The sequence below is a fragment of the Micromonospora sp. L32 genome (genome assembly GCF_052068055.1).
In the GTDB taxonomy this organism is placed as follows: domain Bacteria; phylum Actinomycetota; class Actinomycetes; order Mycobacteriales; family Micromonosporaceae; genus Micromonospora; species Micromonospora purpureochromogenes.
On record NZ_JBQHDD010000002.1, the window covers coordinates 479526 to 501198 of the forward strand.

The 21673-nt window shown below is 72.6% G+C and carries 22 protein-coding genes; 7 read left to right on the forward strand and 15 right to left on the reverse strand.

The window, feature by feature from the left end:
- Window positions 1–23: 23 nt before the first annotated feature.
- Window positions 24–767 carry an enoyl-CoA hydratase/isomerase family protein gene (locus ACTMTB_RS06875; RefSeq protein ID WP_441143345.1) on the reverse strand — a complete coding sequence of 248 codons (744 nt, stop codon included), beginning with the start codon at window positions 765–767 and terminating at the stop codon, window positions 24–26.
- Window positions 764–1642 carry a 3-hydroxyacyl-CoA dehydrogenase family protein gene (locus tag ACTMTB_RS06880; RefSeq protein ID WP_441143346.1) on the reverse strand — a complete coding sequence of 293 codons (879 nt, stop codon included), beginning with the start codon at window positions 1640–1642 and terminating at the stop codon, window positions 764–766. The genes ACTMTB_RS06875 and ACTMTB_RS06880 overlap by 4 nt, the downstream gene beginning before the upstream one ends.
- 160 nt (window positions 1643–1802) lie before the next feature.
- Here ACTMTB_RS06880 and ACTMTB_RS06885 point away from each other — a divergent pair, with 160 nt between their 5' ends.
- Window positions 1803–2108, forward strand: a complete 306-nt coding sequence (locus tag ACTMTB_RS06885) for a hypothetical protein (RefSeq protein ID WP_441143347.1) — start codon at window positions 1803–1805, stop codon at window positions 2106–2108.
- Between the two features lie 204 nt (window positions 2109–2312).
- Here ACTMTB_RS06885 and ACTMTB_RS06890 read toward each other — a convergent pair whose 3' ends face one another.
- Window positions 2313–3092 carry a class I SAM-dependent methyltransferase gene (locus ACTMTB_RS06890; RefSeq protein ID WP_441143349.1) on the reverse strand — a complete coding sequence of 260 codons (780 nt, stop codon included), beginning with the start codon at window positions 3090–3092 and terminating at the stop codon, window positions 2313–2315.
- 54 nt (window positions 3093–3146) lie between these two features.
- Between ACTMTB_RS06890 and ACTMTB_RS06895 the strand changes: the two genes are divergently transcribed.
- Complete coding sequence (locus tag ACTMTB_RS06895) at window positions 3147–3527, forward strand: PPOX class F420-dependent oxidoreductase (protein WP_441143351.1); 381 nt, start codon at window positions 3147–3149, stop codon at window positions 3525–3527.
- A 97-nt stretch (window positions 3528–3624) separates the two neighbouring features.
- Here the strand turns inward: ACTMTB_RS06895 and ACTMTB_RS06900 are convergent, their stop codons facing one another.
- Both ACTMTB_RS06900 and ACTMTB_RS06905 read right to left on the reverse strand, forming a co-directional pair.
- Window positions 3625–3834 (reverse strand): BldC family transcriptional regulator, encoded by a 210-nt coding sequence (locus ACTMTB_RS06900; RefSeq protein WP_007073996.1) that lies wholly within the window; start codon window positions 3832–3834, stop codon window positions 3625–3627.
- A 252-nt stretch (window positions 3835–4086) separates the two neighbouring features.
- Window positions 4087–4926, reverse strand: a complete 840-nt coding sequence (locus tag ACTMTB_RS06905) for a hypothetical protein (protein WP_210774358.1) — start codon at window positions 4924–4926, stop codon at window positions 4087–4089.
- A 171-nt stretch (window positions 4927–5097) separates the two neighbouring features.
- Between ACTMTB_RS06905 and ACTMTB_RS06910 the strand changes: the two genes are divergently transcribed.
- Both ACTMTB_RS06910 and ACTMTB_RS06915 read left to right on the forward strand, forming a co-directional pair.
- A complete protein-coding gene (locus ACTMTB_RS06910) occupies window positions 5098–6180 on the forward strand; it encodes a Glu/Leu/Phe/Val family dehydrogenase (RefSeq protein WP_441143360.1) in 1083 nt (360 codons plus the stop codon).
- A gap of 289 nt (window positions 6181–6469) precedes the next feature.
- Entirely contained in the window at window positions 6470–6685 is a 216-nt protein-coding gene (locus ACTMTB_RS06915; protein ID WP_179802609.1) for a DUF3073 domain-containing protein, read from the forward strand.
- Window positions 6686–6828: 143 nt separating this feature from the next.
- Here ACTMTB_RS06915 and amcA read toward each other — a convergent pair whose 3' ends face one another.
- The 5 genes from amcA to ACTMTB_RS06940 all read right to left on the reverse strand — a co-directional run bounded on the left by amcA (window position 6829) and on the right by ACTMTB_RS06940 (window position 11538).
- Entirely contained in the window at window positions 6829–7065 is a 237-nt protein-coding gene (amcA, locus tag ACTMTB_RS06920; RefSeq protein WP_441143362.1) for a multiple cyclophane-containing RiPP AmcA, read from the reverse strand.
- Window positions 7034–8137, reverse strand: coding sequence for a cyclophane-forming radical SAM peptide maturase AmcB (gene amcB / locus ACTMTB_RS06925; protein ID WP_441144013.1), 1104 nt, complete (start codon window positions 8135–8137; stop codon window positions 7034–7036). Before amcB ends, amcA begins: the two co-directional genes overlap by 32 nt.
- Window positions 8138–8265: 128 nt before the next feature.
- Window positions 8266–9420 (reverse strand): phosphoribosylformylglycinamidine cyclo-ligase, encoded by a 1155-nt coding sequence (gene purM / locus ACTMTB_RS06930; RefSeq protein ID WP_441143364.1) that lies wholly within the window; start codon window positions 9418–9420, stop codon window positions 8266–8268.
- A gap of 55 nt (window positions 9421–9475) precedes the next feature.
- On the reverse strand, window positions 9476–11014 hold the full coding sequence (purF, locus tag ACTMTB_RS06935; RefSeq protein WP_441143366.1) for an amidophosphoribosyltransferase: 1539 nt from the start codon (window positions 11012–11014) through the stop codon (window positions 9476–9478).
- A gap of 170 nt (window positions 11015–11184) precedes the next feature.
- Window positions 11185–11538 carry a sterol carrier family protein gene (locus ACTMTB_RS06940; RefSeq protein WP_210774374.1) on the reverse strand — a complete coding sequence of 118 codons (354 nt, stop codon included), beginning with the start codon at window positions 11536–11538 and terminating at the stop codon, window positions 11185–11187.
- Window positions 11539–11690: 152 nt separating this feature from the next.
- Between ACTMTB_RS06940 and ACTMTB_RS06945 the strand changes: the two genes are divergently transcribed.
- Entirely contained in the window at window positions 11691–13745 is a 2055-nt protein-coding gene (locus tag ACTMTB_RS06945; protein WP_441143368.1) for a carboxypeptidase-like regulatory domain-containing protein, read from the forward strand.
- Between the two features lie 61 nt (window positions 13746–13806).
- Here ACTMTB_RS06945 and ACTMTB_RS06950 read toward each other — a convergent pair whose 3' ends face one another.
- The 4 genes from ACTMTB_RS06950 to purS form a co-directional block, all read right to left on the reverse strand.
- The gene (locus ACTMTB_RS06950) at window positions 13807–14562 is read right to left on the reverse strand and encodes a 2-phosphosulfolactate phosphatase (RefSeq protein ID WP_441143370.1); all 756 of its coding nucleotides are present in this window, start codon (window positions 14560–14562) and stop codon (window positions 13807–13809) included.
- A 4-nt stretch (window positions 14563–14566) separates the two neighbouring features.
- Window positions 14567–17359, reverse strand: coding sequence for a phosphoribosylformylglycinamidine synthase subunit PurL (gene purL / locus ACTMTB_RS06955; protein WP_441143372.1), 2793 nt, complete (start codon window positions 17357–17359; stop codon window positions 14567–14569).
- Between the two features lie 70 nt (window positions 17360–17429).
- Window positions 17430–18113: a phosphoribosylformylglycinamidine synthase subunit PurQ gene (gene purQ, locus ACTMTB_RS06960; RefSeq protein ID WP_154940681.1), complete on the reverse strand. Its 684-nt coding sequence runs from the start codon at window positions 18111–18113 to the stop codon at window positions 17430–17432.
- Entirely contained in the window at window positions 18110–18373 is a 264-nt protein-coding gene (gene purS, locus ACTMTB_RS06965) for a phosphoribosylformylglycinamidine synthase subunit PurS (RefSeq protein ID WP_088959474.1), read from the reverse strand. The genes purQ and purS overlap by 4 nt, the downstream gene beginning before the upstream one ends.
- Window positions 18374–18835: 462 nt before the next feature.
- Here purS and ACTMTB_RS06970 point away from each other — a divergent pair, with 462 nt between their 5' ends.
- Together ACTMTB_RS06970 and ACTMTB_RS06975 are read left to right on the forward strand one after the other, a co-directional pair.
- Entirely contained in the window at window positions 18836–19519 is a 684-nt protein-coding gene (locus tag ACTMTB_RS06970; RefSeq protein WP_441143374.1) for a S1 family peptidase, read from the forward strand.
- Window positions 19520–19542: 23 nt separating this feature from the next.
- On the forward strand, window positions 19543–20109 hold the full coding sequence (locus tag ACTMTB_RS06975; protein WP_441144015.1) for a YbjQ family protein: 567 nt from the start codon (window positions 19543–19545) through the stop codon (window positions 20107–20109).
- A 136-nt stretch (window positions 20110–20245) separates the two neighbouring features.
- Here the strand turns inward: ACTMTB_RS06975 and purB are convergent, their stop codons facing one another.
- Window positions 20246–21670 carry an adenylosuccinate lyase gene (purB, locus tag ACTMTB_RS06980; RefSeq protein WP_441143376.1) on the reverse strand — a complete coding sequence of 475 codons (1425 nt, stop codon included), beginning with the start codon at window positions 21668–21670 and terminating at the stop codon, window positions 20246–20248.
- Window positions 21671–21673: the final 3 nt, after the last annotated feature.

The window sequence follows — 21673 nt, forward strand, 5'->3', positions numbered from 1 at the left end:
GGCCGTCGCGCGTACGGGGTGGGTCAGCGGGAGCGGCGCCGTTCCAGGAACTCGGTCATCCGCCGCCGCTTCTCCTCGTCCTCGAAGAGCACCGCCTGGCTGACCAGGTCGAGGTGGGGGTGCGCGGCCGGCGGCGCGTCCACCGCCAGCTTGGTCAGCCGCAGCGCCAGGGCAGAGCCCTTCGCCATCTCGTCGATCAGCTCGTGTGCGCTCGGCAGCAGCTCGGCCGGTTCGGTCACCACCCGGTTGACCAGGCCGATCCGCAGCGCCTCCTCGGCATCCACCTGCCGGCCGGTGAAGAGCAGCTCCTTGGCCCGGGCCTCGCCGACCAGCGCGGGCAGCCGGTAGGTCGCGCCCGCGCCGGCCAGGATGCCCAACCGCACCTCGGGCTGGCCGAAGACCGCCCGCGCCGTGCAGACCCGCAGATCGCACGCGTACGCCAGCTCGGCGCCACCGCCCAGCGCCGGCCCGTCCACCGCGGCCACGCTCGGCATCGGCAGGGCCCGGATCCGGGCGAAGGCCGCCTGGTTGATGGCGGCGAGGGCGTCGGTGCGGCCGCGCTCGCGCAGCTGGCCGATGTCGGCCCCGCCGGCGAAGATGCCCTCGGTGCCGCCGGTGAGCAGCAGCAGCCGGGGCCGGGCCTCCAGCTCGGCGCAGACCTCGTGCAGTTCGCCGATCAGGGCGGCGTCGATCGCGTTGCGCTTCTCGGGCCGGTCCAGCGTCACCACGAGCCGGTCCGGCAGCTCCTCGATCCGCAGCCCGCTCACCGGCCCGCCCCTTCCCCGTCGGCCTTGCGGCCGTCGATCCAGCGGTAGAAGCCCTGGCCGGACTTCTTGCCGAGCTTTCCGGCGGCGACCATCTCCACCAGCAGCGGCGGCGGCGCGAAGCGATCGCCGTAGGCGGCCTGGAGGGTGCGCGCGATGTCGAGCCGGACGTCCAGTCCGACCAGGTCGGTCAACTCCAGCGGGCCGACCGGGTGCCGGTAGCCGAGCACCATCGCCTTGTCGATGTCGGCGGGGCTGGCCACCTCGTCGGCGACCATCCGGATCGCCTCCAAACCGAGGGTGACCCCGAGCCGGGAGGTGGCGAAGCCGGGCATGTCGCGTACGACGACGGGGTCCTTGCCGAGCCGGCCGGCGAGCGCGACGGCCGCCTCGGTGGTCTCCCGGGCGGTCGCCGGGCCCACCACGACCTCCAGCAGGGCCATCGCCCAGACCGGGTTGAAGAAGTGCAGCCCGAGGAAGCGCTCCGGCCGGGCCAGCGGGTCGGCCAGCTCGGCGATCGGGATGCTGGAGGTGTTGCTGCCCAGCAGCACCGGGCGCAGCCCCTCGGCCTCGCGCAGCACGGCGCGCTTCAGGTCGAGCCGCTCGGGCACCGCCTCCACGACCACGTCCGGCTCCGGCGCGACCTCACCCAGCGCCGCGCGCAGGGTCACCCTGGCCCGGTGCCCGGCGGCCTCGTCGGCGCTCAGCTTCCCGCGTTGCACGGCCCGGTCCCACAGCTCACCGAGGCGCGCGGCCGCCGCCTCCGACCGGCCCCGGTCCACCTCGACCAGTTCGACGGCGTGTCCCGCACCGGCGGCGACGTAGGCGATCCCGAGCCCCATCGTGCCGGCACCGACGACGACAAAACGACCACTCATGACGCTCCCTCGCTGCGTGCGGCGACGCGCCGGGGTCTCCGTCGCGCCCTGCCGCCCGCTCCTGGGTGCGACCCTATGCAGCAGTGCCCCGGGCGGCATGCGTGGGGGACCGCCGGACCGGGTACAGACGGCCCTCAACGTCAAGGGAAGGACGTAGCGCATGAGCCAGGCACCGGAGACCGTGGACGGCACCGGCACCAGCGAGAGTGGGGAGACCGTGGAGACGCGCGGCGACGAGCGCGTCGACCTGCTCCGCGCCGACACCAACAACGACGGGAAGACCGACGTGTGGGTGGTGGACACCGACGGTGACGGCAAGGCCGACCTGTTCCAGTTCGACACCGACGGTGACGGCAAGGTCGACATCACGATGGTCGACATCGACGAGGACGGCACCCCGGACGAGGTGGTCGACGGCGACGGCGGGCTCCCGCCGGAGCAGCTGCCCCCGACCGTGCAGGTGTAGGCCGTGTTTCATGAGGGCGGTCGAGCCGAGGGGGAGCCCAGGCGGCGGTCCGGCAAGGCGCGGTTTCGTCCGGATACCGGTGTTGTATCCGGACGGAATCGCAACGCTGCCGGCCGTCGCCTGGGCCCGCCGCAGGCCGGCCAGTCCTCATGAAACACGGCCTACCCCGCGCCGGGGCCCCGGTCCGGGGTCCCGGCGGCGCGCTCAGCCCGCCAGCCGCAGGGTGGCCAGATAGTACGGGGCGTCCCGGTCGTCCACGTCGGTCAGCCGCCAGGCGGTGTCCCGGACCAGCTCGGCCAGCTCCTCGGCCGAGCAGACGAGGTAGTCGAACCATTCCGTGCCCAGCTCCCGGTAGCGCAGCCGCAGCCGCAACTGGCCGCCGAGCCGGCCCCGCCGCCGGTTGAGTTCGTGGTAGCCGGTGTGCACCGGGTCCTTCGTGCCGTACGGGTCGGTGCCGTGCGCGATGACCTGCGCGCCGGGCGCGGCCATCGCGGCGAGCGCGGCCAGGAACGCCGGCGCCCGGTGCCGCCCCTCGATCAGCCCCAGGTTGTTGCCGAGCAGCAGGAACGTGTCGTACCGCCGGCCGTCGGCGGCGTGCTCGTCGACCGTGCCGAGGACCAGTTCGCGTACCCCTCGGTGCCGGCACACCCGCAGCGCGCCGACCGAGGTGTCCAGTCCGGTCACCGGTACGCCCCGCTCCTGGAGCAGCAGCGCGATCCGCCCGCCCCCGACGCCGATGTCGAGCGTCGCGCCCCGGGCCCGGTCCACGGCCCGGTGGTCGTACGGCTGCCAGTCCTGCGGCCCGTCGAGGTAGTGCGCGGCGGGCGCGCCGTTGATCAGCCCGTCCTCCCGTTCGATGATCTCGATGACCGGTCGGGGCAGCCGCCCGCCCACCAGCGGCCGGGGACCGATGCCGGTGTGCACGGCGTACGCGTCGCGCAGCATCTCGCCGAACACGTCGCCGATCCTCGGTTCCCCGGTCACGGGGTTCACGCTATCCGTGCGGCCGGGACCTGTCGCGGTCGTATCCTTGGCGGCGTGACCGACCTGGACCGCCTGGCGGCGGAGAAGTACGTCCTGCTGACGACGTTCCGCAAGGACGGTCGGGCCGTGCCGACCCCGGTCTGGGCGGTGCGTGACGGCGACACGCTGGCGGTCTGGACGGCGGCGGACTCGGGCAAGGTGAAGCGGATCCGGCGCGACGGCACGGTGACGGTGGCCCCGTGCGACGTCCGCGGCCGGCCGCTCGGTGCGGCGGTACCCGGGCACGCCGTGCTCGGCTCCCTGGAGGAGAGCCGCCGGATCCGCGATCTGATCAAGCAGAAGTACCGGTTGCTGGGCCGGCTGACCCTGCTCGGCAGCCGGCTGCGGCGGGGGGATCGGGGCACGATCGGGATCCGGGTGACCGTCCAGGAGTGAGCGTCGCCGGCCCCGGACATGGTTCAGGGGCGGTGGATCGCCGCTGTCGCGACGTCCGCCCGCCCCTGAGTCCGGAATTCTTCTCGGTGTCGGTCGGTCAGTCTCCCTGACGCTGCTGCGGGATCTGCCCCTGAAGCAGGGCCCGAACCTCCGACTCGCGGTACCGACGGTGGCCGCCCAGGGTTCGGATCGCGCTGAGCTTCCCCGCCTTGGCCCACCGGGTCACCGTCTTCGGGTCGACACGGAACATCGACGCCACCTCGGCCGGCGTGAGTAGCGGCTCTGGTTCGTGCGTTCGCGATGCCATCGGTCACTCCTCCACATGTATAGACATCGGCCGGGGTCCCGCCGGCCGACGCGTCTCCCATGGTCCGGCTAGTCCCCGATGTCCGACATGGGCCGAACGGCCGAAGGTCCCTAGACGGACGGATGAACCATGCCCGATTTATCTGACTTTTACACGGCAGAAAGTACCTTATTCGGACTCATGATCACGGTTCGTGATGCGTCAACTACGAGATCGGCTCGTATCTGACGGCATCGCTGGGTGGATTCGTGGTCAGTTGCACCGCTCGAGCAGCTGCACCGCACGCCAGCGGGCCACCAGCCGGTCGTACGCCGCGGAGGCCTCCTCCGCCTCCCCCCGGGCGAGCCCGGCCAGGCCGGCAGCGACCAGCTCCGTCGAGTCGTCCGCGGTCAGCGTCTCGTCGGAGAGCAGCTGCACCAGGCCGCCGTAGTCCAGCTCCACCACCGAGCGCGGATGGAACTCCTCCAGCCACCGGGCGGCCTCCTCGACCGCCTCGGTGATCGGGGCGTCCCCGACCGACTTGCGCAGCACCGACAAGGCGCGGGACGACCGCCGGCGGGCCTTGGAGATCTCGGTGCGGTAGCGCAGCGCCCGCCGCCCCGGGTGGGTGACCAGGTCCCGCTCCGCCGGCTCGAAGAGCACGAACCATCGCAGCGGCACGCCCCAGGTGGCGATCTGCTCGTGCAGCCGCGGGACCCCGTGTTCGAGCACCCGCGCCCCGCTGCGCCAGTCGTCGACCACCGCCTTGGCCTGACCCGCCAGCACGGGCGGGACGAACGCGTCGGCGAGCACCGACGGCACCCCGTCCCGCGCGCTGAGCGCCGCCTCAGCCACCCGGATCCGCAGGTTCCACGGGCAGACCAGCAGCGTGTCGTCGGCCTCCAGGACGTACGCCTCGTCCGGCAGGTCGGGCAGCCGGGTCCAGCCCGCGCCGAGCGCCTCGATCACCGAGGTGCGCTGCCGTCCGGGGCCCTCCAGCGGGGCGACCGCCCGCCCCTCCCGCACGTAGCGCCGCCAGTACGACTGACGGTCCCGGTCGAAGGCGGTCAGCGGCTCGTAGACGCGCAGATAAGCAGCGAAGAGCGACGGCACGGCGCGATCCTCCCACGAGACGGGGCCCCAGCGCCGTCAGCGCCCGGCAGGCATGACGTGGACGGCGGTGCGGCGTGGACCGATATTAGGCTCAGCAGCACCGGCAGCATCCCGCCGGCGTCCACCCAGGTCCGCGTCCCACAAGGGCGCACACCGAAACAGGAGCAAGCCATGGGCGTATTCGCGAGCACCGACGATCCGGGATCGACCGGTCACGAACAGGTCGTCTTCTGCCAGGACAAGCAGACCGGCCTCAAGGCGATCATCGGCATCTACTCGACCGCGCTGGGCCCCGCGCTCGGCGGCACCCGGTTCTACCCGTACGCCAGCGAGGAGGCGGCGCTGGCGGACGTGCTCGACCTGTCCCGTGGCATGGCGTACAAGAACGCCCTCGCCGGGCTGGACCTGGGCGGCGGCAAGGCGGTCATCTGGGGCGACCCGGAGCAGATCAAGAGCGAGGCGCTGCTGCGCGCGTACGGCCGGTTCGTCGAGTCGCTGGCCGGCCGCTACTACACCGCCTGCGACGTCGGCACCTACGTCGCCGACATGGACGTGATCGCCCGGGAGACGCGCTACGTCACCGGCCGCAGCGTGGAGCACGGCGGCGCCGGCGACTCCTCGATCCTCACCGCCTGGGGCGTGTTCCAGGGCATGCGCGCCGCCGCCGAGCACGTCTGGGGTGCGCCGACGCTGGCCGGCAAGCGGGTCGGCGTGGCCGGCCTGGGCAAGGTCGGCAAGTACCTCACCAAGCACCTGCTCGACGACGGCGCCGAGGTCGTGGCGACCGACGTCAACCCGAAGGCCCTGGAGTGGGTGCGCACCACCCACCCGCAGGTCGAGCTGGTCGACGACGCCTCCGCGCTCGTCGCCGCCGACATCGACGTGTACGCCCCGTGCGCGCTGGGCGGCGCCCTCAACGACGACACCGTGCCGGCGCTGCGCGCCAAGGTCGTCACCGGGGCCGCCAACAACCAGCTCGCCCACCCGGGCATCGAGAAGCTGCTCGCCGACCGGGGCATCCTCTACACCCCCGACTACGTGGTGAACGCCGGCGGCGTGATCCAGGTCGCCGACGAGATCGAGGGCTTCAACTTCGAGCGGGCCAAGCTGCGCGCCACGAAGATCTACGACACCACCCGGGAGATCCTGCAGCTCGCCGACGACGAGGGCGTGCCGCCGGCGGTGGCCGCCGACCGGCTGGCCGAGCGCCGGATGGCCGACGTGGGCCGGCTGCGCGGCATCCTCCTGCGCTGACGGCGGCCCCCGGGGTGCGGGCACCGCCCCGCGCCCCGGGGCTCCCCCGAGTAAGCTCCATTCGGGGAGTTCGTCACGGTCTGTCCGGTGTCACGGCCAGCCCCGGCATCCGCTCCTTACCGGGTACACTCGGTGACGGCCGGATCGCTGCGACGCGCAGGGCCGGCTGACGGTAACCCGAGGTGCCGAACGGTGGCATCCCCATGTACCGTAAGAGCCACGAGAGATGCCTGACGTCATCGGGGCCCGCCTTCGGGCTGCCCCGCATTCTGTGCGAGGGGGTCGAGCCATGGGGCGCGGCCGTGCTAAGGCCAAGCAGACGAAGGTGGCCCGGGAGTTGAAGTACCACTCCCCGAACACCGACCTCACCGCCTTGCAGCGCGAACTGGCGGGTGCTGGTAAGTCTGAGCACAACTTCGACGACGACTACAAAGAGTATGTCGACGACGATGATGAGGATCACGCGGACGACGACCCGGATCCCTGGGTTCCTCCGACCCGCTGACCTCCGGTCGCATCTGAGCACGCGGTAACTCCCCGCGTGCTCACGCATGTGCCCGACAGAAGCGGCACCACGACCGACGATCAGGGACCTCGCCCCGCCGGAACGCTCTCCGGCCGGCCGGCAGGTCCCTGATCGCGGCCTGTTCAGCGCGGGCGGTTGTTCCAGTTGTAGAACGTCGGGATGTTCTCGAAGTGGTTCCAGGCGCAGACCGCGCTGGCGCCGTCGGGACCCGACACCTCCGCCCGTGACCGACGCGCGGCCTCGGCCTCGTGGAGCAGGGCGGTAAGCCCCGGGGCGGCCTGCCGGACCCGGTCCACGACCGGATCGACGGCACCTCTCCCGACGTGCTCAGGCTGCCGGTGACTCGTGGTCTCGGGCATGCTCCAACACTCCCTCCAGTAGGCGGATCTTGCTGTTGCGGCAGTGCTCGGTCTCCGTACCGTCAAAACGCCCCAGCTCGAAGTAACGGTTGGCCGCGTGGCCGCCACCGCAGAAGCCGAAGTACGGGCAGGACGACCGGCACGCCTCGACCCCGGCCAGGAACTCGCCGACCCACGGCGTGCCCGCCGCGCCGGCCAGGATCTCGGCCAGCGGGGTCGCCAGCACGTTGCCGCTGCTGAAGTCGCCGTAGCGGGGGTGGGTGAAGCCGGCCAACTCGGGGGAGAGCACGGTCACCGACCCGTCGTGGCCGATCGTGGGGATCGGGTCGAGCTGCCGGGGCAGCAGGTCGTCCGCCGCGCCGTCCAGCACCGCCGCGGCGTAGCGCAACGACCACTCCACCTCCCGCAGGTGGATCCGGGGCGCCCGGCGCCAGGCCGCGACCAGCTCCGCCCAGAACGCGGTCACCGTCGCCGCGTCGTGCGCGTTGGCGCGGGTGTTGACCCCCTCGGTCTCCTCGATGTTGACGCCGAGCACGTCGCAGCCGAGGTCGAGGAAGTAGTCGTACAGCTCGGTGGCGTAGCCGGGGGCGGGCCGGCTCACCACGGCGAGCGCCGAGAACGGCAGGCCGTGCCGGCGCAGCGCCGTCACCCCGCGCACGATCCGGTCGTACGCCGGCTGCCCGGCCCGGGTCACCCGGTCGCCGTTGCGCTCCCGGGGGCCGTCCACGCTCACGCTCACCCGCACGCCGTGCTCGACGAAGAACGCGCACCAGGCGTCGTCGATCAGCGTGGCGTTGGTCTGGACGTGGTGCTCCACCTGCGGCCCGAACGGGGCCATCAGGGCCGCCAGGTGCTCCCGGCCGGCCGCGAGGGGCTCACCGCCGTGCCACACCACCGAGAACCGCCCGGTGGCCGCCCACGGGTCGACGGCGGCGGCAACCGCCTCCGCGACCGCCACCGGCATCCGCCGGTCGACGGCACGGAACGGCAGGTAGCAGTAGACGCAGTCCAGGTTGCACAGGGTGGTCGGCTGCATCACCACGTACGAGGGAACTCCGGCGATGCCCCGCATCCCCGTCACGGGCTGTGCCCGAGCAGCCATCGGCCCTCCTCCCCCGTGCCTGAGGCCCTTCAGGCTAGGCGGCGATGGCCACTCGGGTGAAGCCCTGATCAGGTGCCCGGATGATCAACGCAGCGTGATCACCCGCGGGTGTGCTGCCCGATCATCTGCACGTTGCCGGAACCCTCGATGATCTCGCCGGCCTGCCAGGCGTCGACGCCGCGGCCCGTCAGGGTGGCCAGCGCCCGGTCGGCGTCCTCGGCCGAGACGATCGCGAACATGCCGACGCCCATGTTGAAGGTCGCCTCCATCTCCGGGTCCTCGATCCGGCCCTTGGTCTGGATCAGGTCGAAGACCGGCTGCGGCTTCCAGGTGGAGCGGTTGACCACCGCGTCGACGTGCTCCGGCAGGACCCGCACCAGGTTGCCCGGGATGCCGCCGCCGGTGACGTGGGCCAGGGCCCGCACCTCGGCCTCGGCGATCAGCTTGAGGCAGTCCTGCGCGTAGATCTTGGTCGGGGTGAGCAGCTCCTCGCCGAGGGTGCGCTGCCGGCCGAAGTCCTCGATCACCACGTCCAGCCGCATCCGGCCCGCGCCGAGCAGCACGTGCCGGACCAGGGAGTAGCCGTTGGAGTGCAGGCCCGAGGAGCGCATGGCGATCACCACGTCGCCGACCTCGACCCGCTCCGGGCTGAGGATGTCGCTCTCCTCGACCACACCGACGCCGGTCGCGGAGATGTCGTACTCGTCGGGGCGCAGCACACCCGGGTGCTCGGCGGTCTCGCCACCGAGCAGCGCGCAGCCGGCGTACCGGCAGCCGTCGGCGATGCCGGCGCCGATCTCGGCGACCTTGTCCGGCACGACCTCGCCGGTGGCGATGTAGTCGAGCAGGAACAGCGGCTCGGCGCCGCAGGCCACCAGGTCGTCGACGACCATCGCGACCAGGTCGATGCCGACCGTGTCGTGGATGTCCATCTGCTGCGCGATCACCAGCTTGGTGCCCACGCCGTCGGTGGACGAGGCCAGGATCGGGTTCTTGTACTTCTTGGTGTCCAGGCGGAACAGGCCGGCGAAGCCGCCGAGGTCGCCCATGACCTCCGGCCGCCGGGTCTGCTTGACCTTGGACTTCAGCAGCTCGACCGCGCGGTCGCCCGCCTCGATCGACACACCGGCGTCCGCGTACGAGACCGAGCGTTTGCGCGCCGTGCGGCCGGAGCCGGCCGTCCAGGGCTGGCGGTCGCCGCCGGCGCCCGTCGGGCTGCTTCCTGCGCCGCTGCGCTCGGACACGTGCGTCACGGTTCTCCCCTTTGGTTCTCGGTGCCGCTCGGGGTGCCGGGCGGCGCCGGTGGTGCTACGGGTGGACGGTCGCGCCGCCGGGAGTGGCGACGAGCGGTGGGGCGATGTGCCCGAGGTCGTCGGAGGGCTGGTTCGTGACCCGCCGCCCCACTCCTTCGAGCACGTGCTTGCCGATCAGGTTCCCGGCCGGCAGCTCGATCGGGTACTCCCCGTCGAAGCAGGCGCGGCAGAGCCGGGTCTTGGGCTGCTCGGTCGCGGCGATGAGACCCGGGAGTGAGACGTACCCGAGGGTGTCGGCGCCGATCGACCGGCGGATGCCCTCGTTGTCCAGCCCGTTGGCCAGCAGTTCGGCGCGGGTGGCGAAGTCGATGCCGTAGAAGCACGGCCAGTTGACCGGCGGCGAGGAGATCCGCACGTGCACCTCCAGCGCGCCCGCCTCGCGCAGCATCCGCACGATGGCCCGCTGGGTGTTTCCGCGCACGATCGAGTCGTCGACCACCACCAGCCGCTTGCCCCGCACGTTCTCCCGCAGCGGGTTGAGCTTGAGCCGGATGCCGAGCTGGCGCAGGGTCTGCGACGGCTGGATGAAGGTGCGCCCGACGTACGGGTTCTTCATCAGGCCGGCGCCGTAGGTGATGCCGGACTCCTCGGCGTACCCGATCGCGGCCGGCGTGCCGGACTCCGGCACCGGGATCACCAGGTCGGCCTCGACCGGGTGCTCCTTGGCGAGCTGGCGGCCGATCTGCACCCGGGCGGAGTGCACGTTGCGCCCGGCGATGGTGGCGTCCGGGCGGGCGATGTAGACGTACTCGAAGAGGCAGCCCTTGGGCTCCGGCGCGGCGAACCGGGCCGACCGCAGCCCGTCGGCGTCGATGGCGATCAGCTCACCCGGCTCGACCTCGCGGACCACGCTGGCGCCGACGATGTCCAGCGCGGCCGTCTCGCTGGCCACCACCCAGCCGCGCTCCAGCCGGCCGAGCACCAGCGGGCGTACGCCGTGCGGGTCGCGGGCCGCGTAGAGCGTCGACTCGTCCATGAAGACGAAGCTGAACGCGCCCCGCAGCTGCGGCAGCACCTCCAGCGCGGCGGCCTCCACGGACAGGTCGGGGCGGCTGGCCAGCAGCATGGTCACCAGCGAGGTGTCGTTGGTGGCGCCGTCGGCGACCAGACCCCGCTCGGCGACCTCCTTCTGCAGCTCGGCGGTGTTGACCAGGTTCCCGTTGTGGGCCAGCGCGATGGTCGTGCCTGAGGTTGTGGACCGGATGGTCGGCTGGGCGTTCTCCCAGGTCGAACCGCCGGTGGTGGAGTAACGGGCATGCCCGATCGCGACGTGGCCGCGCAGGCTCGCCAGCGTCGGCTCGTCGAAGACCTGGGCCACCAGACCGAGATCCTTGTAGACCACGACACCGGAACCGTCGCTCACCGCGATGCCGGCGGCCTCCTGACCCCGGTGCTGGAGCGCGTAGAGGCCGAAGTAGGTCAGGTTGGCGACCTCTTCGCCGGGGGCCCAGACACCGAAGACGCCACAGGCGTCCTGCGGGCCGGGTCGTTGGGGATCAAGGTCGTGGCTCAGCCGGCCGTCGCCTCGGGGCACCCTGCCGCTCCCTCATGCTGGTCTGGACTGGCCTGGCGGAATCAGAGGTGCTGATCCGCGTTCCTCGGCCGGGACCACTGTCGTCGCCTGACAGTGTACGCGAATGGCAGTCGATACAGATAGTCACGATTTGGCTCCAGCGCGTCACCACGGCGGCCGTGGAGTCGCTGCTAGAGGGGTAGATGCGCGGAGAGGTCCGCCCGGTTCCCACTCACCTGTACGCGACCCTCGGTGACGGCTTCGGCCCACGACAGCCGTCCGGTCGCCAGCGCCAACCAGGTCGCCGGATCCATCTCGACCACGTTCGGCGGGGTGCCCCGGGTGTGTCGGGGGCCCGGAAGGCACTGAACTGCACCGTAAGGTGGGACACGCACCTCCACCGATCGGCCGGGGGCGCGCTCCGCGAGGGCGGTCAACAAGGCACGGACCGCCTCTCGGTACACCGGCCGTTCGGGCGTACGCCCCTCGTCGAGCGCCGACAACGCCGCCGCGACCGCGGCGGACTTAATGTGCGGAGAGGACACGACGGGACGATACGACTCGACGGCAGAGGCCGCGACGCTGGCCCTGGGTCGCGCTGATCCGGTCAGACAAGGCATAGTTGCCGACGGCGTATTCGTACCGTGATGATTCCGGGCCCACCCGGCCCGGGAAGTCAGTCCGGAAGGCGGTGGACGTGTCAACACACCGACGTGCCTGGAAGCAGCGGGCCGGTGTGGTCGTAGCGCTGGTTGCCGGCGCCCTGCTCACCGTCCCCGCCACACCAGCGTTCGCGGATACCAAGGTCAGTAACGTCTCTGCATCCCCGGGTTCGGTCGAGGCAGGCAAGACCACCAAGGTCACCTACACCCTCAGGTTCGACCCGACCAACCCGGTCCCCGCAAATGTCAGCGTCAGCTCCGACAACTCGAAGTTGACATGCATTGAGGGCTGCAACCGCGGCAATGTGACCGAAAGTGGCAGTTACGACGCCACCTTCAAGGCGGCAGACAACGCGACCAACGGATCCGCCACGATCACCGTCAGGGCCTCGGAGGGCCCGTTGGGGGGGGACCAAGGGTCGACCAACGTCACCCTGGTCGCCAAGGCAGCGCCGACCCCATCGGAGACGCAGACGGTCAAGACGATCTCCGGCAAGGTGACCGTGGCCGCGAACGGCGACGCGGTGCCCAACGCCGTGGTGATGCTGCGCGACTCGCAGGGCCACCAGTACCAGACCACCAGCGACGGCAGCGGCAACTACCGCTTCAGCGGCTCCAGCTCGCAGCCGATCAGCCCCGGCCGGATTGACCTCGGCGCGAGCAAGGACAACATCGTCGCGACCAGGACGATCAACGCGAGCGCCGGCCAGAGCCTGACCGGCCAGCGGATCGCCCTGGCGCTCAAGGTGGAGGTCTCACCGAGCGCCACGCCGTCGGCGACCGAGGAGCCGTTGCCCACCGATGAGGCAACCGACGAGGCCACGGAGGAGACCGCCGAGGCGACCGCGCAGGCCCAGGCGGCAGCCAACGAAGACGGCGGCGGCGCCGGCTCCTTCATCATCATCCTGCTCGGCGGCCTGCTCGTCGCGGCCGGCGTCGGCACGATCGTGCTGCTCTGGATGCGGCGCAAGAACGCCGACGAGGAGGACGACGACGCTCCGGCCGGCGCTGCCGCCGCGGGCGCGGTTCCCGGCGCGCGGGGCGCGTTCCGGGGGGCCGACGACCAGACCCGCGTGGTCAACCGGGTCGGAGCGGCCGGGCCGGACCCCACCATGATCGGCGGCACCTCGCTCAGCGACGCGCCGACGATGATGCACCGTCCGGTCGTGGACGACGTCCCGCCGGACCCGTACGGGGCTCCGCCGCAGCCGTACGGCGCCGCGGGTGTCGCGGCGGGCGGCTGGGCCGGCAGCGGCTACGGCGACGAGCCCGCCCAGGGCGGATACGGCCAGCAGAACGGCTACGGCAACGCCCCCTCCTCCGGCGGCGGCTACGGCAACGCTCCCGCCTCGGGTGGCGGCTACGGCGCCCCGTCCGCCGACGCCGGTTACGGCGCGGCCGGCGCGGCCGGCGCGGCGGCCGGCGGCTACGGCAACGCTCCGGCCTCCGGCGGCGGCTACGGCAGCCGGGACTACAGCGCACCGGCCGGCAGCCCGGGCTACGCCGGCCAGGACCAGGGTGGCGGCTACGGCGAGCGCTACGACGAGCCCACCGGCCGGTACACCGGGGAGAGCACCGGCGCGTACGCCCCGGCGGCCGACCCCTACCCGACCAGCACCTACCAGCCCGACCAGGGCCACGGCTACGGCCAGCCGGACCCGGCGCCGTACGGCCGGGGTCAGGAACCGGCCGGCGGCAACGGCTACGGCAACGGCTACGGCGGGCCGGGCGGCGGCTACGACGCCGGCGGCCAGCAGCCGGGGTACGACAACGGTTACGGCGCTGCCCAGGGCGGCTACGAGCAGCCGGCCGGCGGCTACGGCGCCGGCCAGGGCGGGTACGACCAGCAGGGCGGCGGCTACGAGCAGCCGGCCGGCGGCTACGGCGCCGGCCAGGGTGGCTACGGCCAGCAGGGCGGCTACGACCAGGAGCCGCCGCAGCAGCGCACCGGCGGGTACGACGACCGGGGCTACGACCAGCAGCAGGGCGGCGGCTACTACGGCGACCAGGCCCAGGCGGGTCGGGGGCGGCCGGACGCGGCGCCGCAGCAGGACCGTGGCGGTCGTCGCCTCGACTGGCTGGACGACTGACCCCAGGGACCGACGTGAAAGGGCCGCCCGGAGCACCGGGCGGCCCTTTCACATCGCCTGGTCAGGCGGCGGAGAAGACGCCCTGGCGCAGCAGCGGCACCACCTCGGAGACGCCGACCCGCACGGCGACCTCCACGTCGCCGGCGAAGCCGCCCTCGATCAGCTCCCGGCCGGACACACAGCCGCGCACCGCCGCCGGAACGTCAGGGGTGCTGGCCAGCGCGGCGAGCGCCATCGCCGCCTCCACCGAGAGGCCACCCGGTACGCCGGAGAGAGCGTCCAGCACGCTCGCCGCGCCCAACTGGTCCTCCACGCAGGGGCGCAGCGAGCCGTCCGGCCAGCGTTCACCGGCGGCCACCACGCCCACCGGGGCGTCGGTCGAGCCGTACCCCTGGCGGCGCAGCCAACGCCCGACGGCGCGGGCGTTGCGCAGGCACGCCGCGACCACCGGCAGGCCGGTGGCGCTGGCGGCGGCGCTGATGGCGGAGCCGTTCGGCGACGGCAGCACCAGGTCGGTGACGACCGGTGCGGTGCTCAACGCCGCCGGCGAGAGCGACCACGGGTGCTCCGGGGTGGTCTGCCGGCGGCCGACCGCGGCGACCGCGCCGACCCGCCGCGCGAAGTCCGCCGCCTGCTCATTCCAGGGGAACGGGTGCACCCGCATGCCGCGGCCGACCGCCACCTCGACGGCGGTGGTGAACGAGAGCACGTCCACCACCACCAGCACGGCGCAGACCCGGCCGAGCTCGGCCGCCCCGGTCAGCCCCCAGTCGAACCGGGCGCCGGAACCGGGTTGGGCGTAGACGGCCCCGGCCAACGCCTCAGCGCTTATCGGGCGCCGAGGACTGCTCGTCGTCACCCGGGTCGGACGGGGCCGCCGGAGCGTCGGGAGCCGTCGCATCTGCGGTGACCTCCGTGGTCGGACGCTCCCGCTCCGCCGCCTCGACGGCGGTGGGCTCGGCGACGGTGCCTTCGGCGACGTCGGCCTCGGGCCGGGGCGACTCGTCGGCGGCGGCCGGCTCCGGCTGCGCGTCCTCGTCGGCCTCGGCCCGCTCGGCCTCGGTGTCGGCGGCGGTCGGCACGTCCAGCGGCTGCGCGACGGTGGCCGGCGCGACGGTGGTGGTGCCGGTCCGGGTGGCCTCGACCTCGACCTGGGCTGCCTCCGCGCCGCCGAAGAGCCGCGGCAGGGTGGCGGTGTGCACCTCGCGCAGCTCGTCCAGGCCGATCCGGAACTGGCCGTGCACCTCGAGGGCACCGCCCGCCGGGTCGGTCACGCCGATCAGCTCCCACGGCACACCGCGCTCACCACAGAGGGCGGTGAACGCCTTCTCGCGACCGCGCGGCACCGAGACCAGCACCCGGCCGGCCGACTCGCTGAACAGGAAGACGAACGGCAGCGAACCGTCGGCGAACCGCTCCGGCACGGCGATCCGGGCGCCGACCCCGCGCCGCAGGCAGGACTCGACCAGGCTCTGGGCGAGACCACCGTCGGAGAGGTCGTGCGCGGAGCTGAGGTGACCCACCCGGGCCGCCTCGGCCATCAGCTCGGCCAGCACCCGCTCGCGGGCCAGGTCGACCTGCGGCGGCATGCCGCCCAGGTGCTCGTGGGTCACCCAGGCCCACTCCGAGCCGGAGAGCTCGACGTGCGTGTCACCGAGCAGGAAGAGCTGGTCGTGGTCGCCACCGGCCCGCGGGGCGAAGCCCATCGGCACCCGGTCGGCGACGTTGTCCAGCACGCCGAGCACACCGACCACCGGGGTCGGGTGGATCGCGGCGGCGCCGGTCTGGTTGTAGAAGCTGACGTTGCCGCCGGTCACCGGGATGCCCAGCTCGAGGCAGCCGTCCGCCAGGCCGCGCACGGCCTCGGCGAACTGCCACATCACGCCCGGGTCCTCCGGCGAGCCGAAGTTGAGGCAGTTGGTCACGGCGATCGGCTTCGCGCCGGTCACCGCCACGTTCCGGTACGCCTCGGCCAGCGCCAGCTTGGTCCCGTTGTACGGGTCGAGGCGGGCGTACCGGCCGTTGCCGTCCACCGACAGGGCCACCCCGAGGCCGGTGCGCTCGTCGATCCGGATCACGCCGGAGTCCTCCGGCTGGGCGAGCACGGTGTTGCCCAGCACGTACCGGTCGTACTGCTCGGTGACCCAGGTCTTGTCGGCCAGGTTCGGCGACGCGATCATGCGGAGCAGGGTCTCCCGCAGCGCCTCCGGCGTGCTCGGCCGGGGCAGCGTCTCGGCCCGGTCGGCCTGGAGCAGGATCAGGTCGGCCGGCTCGCGCATCGGGCGGGCGTAGACCGGGCCGTCGTCCACCAGCGAACCCGGCGGCACGTCGACCACCACGTGGTCGTTCCAGGTGACCAGCAGCCGGCCCGGCTGCCCGTCCGGGGACGGCGCGGTGACCTCGCCGATCGCGGTGGCCAGCACGCCCCACTTGTCGGCGGTCTTGAGGACCGCCTCCAGCTTCTCCGGGGCGACGACCAGCAGCATCCGCTCCTGGGACTCGCTGGCCAGGATCTCGTGCGGCTCCATCGAGGGCTCGCGCAGCGGCACCCGCTCCAGCCACACCCGCATGCCGGTGCCGGCGGAGGCGGCGGTCTCGGTGAGCGCGCAGGTCAGGCCGGCGCCGCCCAGGTCCTGGATGCCGACGACCAGCTCGGCGTCGTACAGCTCCAGGCAGGCCTCGATCAGCAGCTTCTCGGTGAACGGGTCACCCACCTGCACGGACGGGCGGCGCTGCTCGCTGCCCTCGTCGAAGGTGGCGCTGGCCAGCACCGACACGCCGCCGATGCCGTCCCGGCCGGTCTTGGCGCCGAGCAGCACCACGATGTTGCCCGGGCCGGTGGCGTCCTTCTTCTGCAGCCGGTCGACCGGCAGCACGCCGAGGCAGAGCGCGTTGAGCAGCGGGTTGCCCTGGTAGCAGGGGTCGAAGACCAGCTCGCCGCCGATGTTGGGCAGGCCGAGGCAGTTGCCGTAGCCGCCGACGCCGGCGACCACGCCGGGCAGCACCCGGGCGGTGTCCGGGTGGTCGGCCGCGCCGAAGCGCAGCGGGTCCATCACGGCGACCGGGCGGGCGCCCATGGCGAGGATGTCCCGGACGATGCCGCCGACCCCGGTGGCCGCGCCCTGGTACGGCTCGACGAAGCTCGGGTGGTTGTGCGACTCGACCTTGAAGGTCACCGCCAGCTCGTCGGAGATCCGCACGACGCCGGCGTTCTCACCGATGCCGGCGAGCAGCCGGTCGCTCGGCGGGGCCTTCTCGCCGAACTGGCGCAGGTGCACCTTGCTCGACTTGTAGGAGCAGTGCTCGCTCCACATGATCGAGTACATGGCCAGCTCGGACTGGGTGGGGCGCCGGCCGAGGATGTCCCGGATCCGGTCGTACTCGTCGTCCCGCAGGCCCAGCTCGGCGTACGGCTGGAGCTCCTCGGGAGTGCCGGCGGCCTGCGACACGGTGTCCACGCCGGCGGTCCAGTCGACGGCCGGCGTCGAGCCGGCGTGCCGGCCCGCGTCGGCCGGGCCGCCCTGCGGCACCACGGTGGCCGCGCGCGGCTCAGTCGGGGCGGCCGGGAAGGTGCCCGGTGTCTCCCGTACGACCGGGTCCGGATGGGTGGTCATGACGTCTCCTCGCTGCGCTCGTGGCCGCCCGTCGGGCGGGGGAGCCGACCGATGATCCCGCCGCGCACGGTCACGCCGGCGCCCCCACCAGGTGCTTGAGCACCGAGGTGAAGAAGCCGAGACCGTCCAGGGAGGGGCCGGTGAGCGCCTCCACCGCGTGCTCGGGGTGCGGCATGATGCCGACCACGTTGCCGGCGGGGTTGGTGATCGCGGCGATGTCGCGCTGCGACCCGTTGGGGTTGCCGCCGACGTAGCGGGCGACGACGCGCCCCTCGCCCTCCAACTCGTCCAGGGTCGCGGTGTCCGCGACGTAGCAGCCCTCGCCGTTCTTGACCGGGATCAGGATCTCCTGACCGGCCTGGAAGGCGTTCGTCCAGGCGGTGCCGGTCGACTCGACGCGCAGGATCTGGTCCCGGTTGCGGAAGTGCAGGTGCTGGTTGCGGGTGAGCGCGCCGGGCAGCAGGTGGGCCTCGCAGAGGATCTGGAAGCCGTTGCAGATGCCGAGCACCGGCAGGCCGCCCCGGGCCGCGTCCACGATCCGGTCCATCACCGGGGCGAACCGGGCGATGGCGCCGCAGCGCAGGTAGTCGCCGTAGGAGAAGCCTCCCGGGAGGACGACGGCGTCCACCCCGTGCAGCTCCGCGTCGCCGTGCCAGAGCCGGACCGGCTCGGCCCCGGCGATCCGTACGGCCCGGGCCGCGTCCCCGTCGTCCAGCGAACCGGGGAAGGTCACCACACCGACGCGGGCGGTCACGGGTGCGCGTCCACGGTCTCGTCCGCCTCGACCACCCGGACGGTGAAGTCCTCGATGACGGGGTTGGCGAGCAGCTTGTCGGCGATCTCGCGGGCCCGGTCCAGGTCCGGTTCGCCGGTGAACTCGATCTCGATCCGCCTGCCGATCCGGACAGAGGCGACGTCACTGACGCCGAGCCGCGGCAGCGCGTTTGCGACGGCCTGGCCCTGAGGATCGAGGATCTCGGGCTTGAGCATGACGTCGACGACGACGCGAGGCACTGGGCACTCCTGACTGTGTACGCAGTTGGGTGCCGGCCCACTACGGGCGAGCGCAGCCAGCGTACCTGGCAGATTCCGGTCCGGACGCACCGGCCGGGGGCAGTTCAGGCAGTGATCGACATAACGACCCGTCCCGACGGAGGGCCGATGCGCGTTCGTTGCCGGGCCGATGCGATTTCGTTGCCTCTCGCGTCGGCGAACCGCCATCGCCGCCCCGCTGACCAGGCAAATCCCGGGGCGACTGCGCCAGCGCTGACCGGTTCCCGACAAACACGGACGAGCAGGCCCCGAGCCTGCGGCGTCACATCCGTTAATCTCGATATAACTCTTGTGAACGGGACTCGCGGGCTCTAGCCTACATCGGCAGATGTCGATGCTTTCGACGTCCCCGGCGGGTCACCCCCGCCCGCCGAGGCCGACTCCACCCGGCGACCCCGGGCCCCCCGACCAAGGAGTTCCCCCATGCGCCTCCGCCCCCTGCTCGCGGTGCTGACCACCGCGCTCGCCGGCGTCCTCGCCACCGCCTCCGGCGCCACCGCCGCCCCGGCCGGCCCCCAGCCGATCATCGGCGGCAACACCGTCTCCTCCGCGCCGTGGGCCGCAGCGGTGTTCAGCAACGGCTCGTTCACCTGCTCCGGCAGCGTGATCTCGTCGCAGTGGGTGCTCACCGCCCGGCACTGCATCAGCGGCTCGATGTCCGTCCGGGTGGGCAGCGTCTACCGCTCCTCGGGCGGCGTCACCCGTACGGTCAGCGCCACCTACAGCCGCTACGACCTCGCCCTGATGCGCCTGTCCAGCCCGGTCACCACCAGCGCGGTGACGCTGGCCAGCAGCAACCCGCCGGTCGGCTCCACCAACACGATCTACGGCTGGGGCATGACCTGCTACAGCGGCTGCTCGGCCTCCAGCCAGCTCAAGACCGCCTCGGTCCAGGTGACCAGCACCAACGTGACCGACGCGTACGGCGGGCAGGCGATCCGCAGCACGGAGATCAGCGGCAACGCCTGGCGCGGTGACTCCGGCGGCCCGCAGTTCTACAACGGCCGGCAGGTCGGGGTCGCCTCCACCGCCGACGGCGTGAGCATCCAGAACTACGGCAGCGTCGCGTACAACCGGGCCTGGATCACCTCGGTTTCCGGTGTCTGACGGTTAGCGCCGTGGCGGCGCGGATGGCCGGGCGAGCGCCCGTCGTCCGCGCCGCCTCGTTTTGCAGCATCCGATCAGGTGAACACGGCTCGCGAACGGCCCGGGCGCGGACTGACAGCATCGGAACCGTGCTGGTCGTGACGACGGATCAACTGCCCGGCTACGAGATCCGCCAGATCCTCGGCGAAGTGGTCTCATCGATGGCCCGGACGCGCAACCCGTACCGCGAGGGGGTCAAGAACCTGCGCGGTGGCGCGTACGACCCGATGGCGCCGGACAACCTCACCCGGTGGCGGACCGACTCGGTGGCCCGGCTCGGCGAGGAGGCCCTCCGGATCGGCGCGAACGCCGTGGTGGGGATGCGCTTCGACAGCCGCGACTGCGGCGAGATGTGGATGGAGATCTGCGCGTACGGCACGGCGGTGATCGTCGTACCCAAGGTGCCCGACGTCATGCCGAGCGACCAACCGCTGGTCGCGGCGGAGACCGCCCAGGAGCCCGGCTTCACCGAGGCCCCCGGCGGCATCGCGGAGCCGGCGAGCGCCCCGAACCTCTCCTCCGCCGCCGACACCCCCACCCGCAACTCCTGACCCTGGGCCGGCGACGCCGCGCCTGATCCACTCCGTTCGCGGCGTGTCGCGGTGTCCCGACCGGATGACACCGCGACTCGCCGCAAACGGAGGCGATCTCCCAGCGGAAACCAGGACGGGTGCTCGGGGGATGGGCTCAGAGGATGGGCGGCGGGGAGTAGGTGGCGGCCTCGGGGTGGGCCGTCACGACCGCGGTGATGCGCTTGGTGACCGCGTCGACCTGGGCCTGGGCGGCGCCGGTGAAGGTGGTGGGGTCGGCGACCAGGGCGTCGATCTCGGCGCGGGTCAGGCCGAGGCGACCGTCGGCGGCGAGGCGGTCGAAGAGGTCGTTCTCGGCGGCGCCCTTCTCCCGCATGGCGAGCGCGACGGCGACCGCGTGCTCCTTGATCACCTCGTGGGCGACCTCGCGGCCGACGCCCCGACGTACCGCCGCCACCAGGATCTTGGTGGTGGCCAGGAAGGGCAGGAACCGCTCCAGTTCCCGGTTGATCACCGCCGGGTACGCCCCGAACTCGTCCAGCACGGTGAGGAAGGTCTGGAAGAGCCCGTCGGCGGCGAAGAACGCGTCCGGCAGGGCCACCCGGCGGACCACCGAGCAGGAGACGTCCCCCTCGTTCCACTGGTCGCCGGCCAGTTCGCCGACCATCGACAGGTAGCCCCGGATGATCACGGCGAAGCCGTTCACCCGCTCCGATGAGCGGGTGTTCATCTTGTGCGGCATCGCGCTGGAGCCGACCTGGCCGGGCTTGAAGCCCTCGGTGACCAGCTCCTGGCCGACCATCAGCCGGATCGTGGTGGCCAGCGAGGACGGCGCGGCGGCGACCTGGGAGAGCGCCGCGAGCACCGCCACGTCGATCGAGCGCGGGTAGACCTGCCCGACGCTGTCCAGCACCCGGTTGAACCCGAGGTGCCCGGCCACCCGGCGCTCCAGCTCGGCCACCTTCTCCGCGTCGCCGTCGAAGAGGTCGAGCTGGTCGGCGGCGGTGCCGACCGGGCCCTTGATCCCGCGCAGCGGGTACCAGTTGATCAGGTCTTCCAGCCGCTCGTACGCGATCAGCAGCTCCTCGGCGGCCGACGCGAAACGCTTGCCCAGCGTGGTGGCCTGCGCGGCGACGTTGTGCGAGCGCCCGGTCATCACCAGTCCGGAGTGCTCGTGGGCGAGCCAGGCCAGCCGGGCCAGGGCGGCGACGACGCGGTCCCGGATCAGCTCCAGCGAGCGGCGTACCTGGAGCTGCTCGACGTTCTCGGTGAGGTCCCGGGAGGTCATCCCCTTGTGCACGTGCTCGTGCCCGGCGAGCGCGCTGAACTCCTCGATCCGGGCCTTCACGTCGTGCCGGGTGACCCGCTCCCGCTCGGCGATGGAGGCCAGGTCGACGTCGTCGACCACCCGCTCGTACGCCTCGACCACCCCGTCCGGCACGGCCACGCCGAGGTCGCGCTGCGCCTTCAGTACGGCGAGCCAGAGCCGCCGTTCCAGCCGTACCTTCTCCTCCGGTGACCAGAGGGCGACCAGCTCGGGTGAGGCGTACCGGTTGGCGAGCACGTTCGGGATCGTCGTCACGTG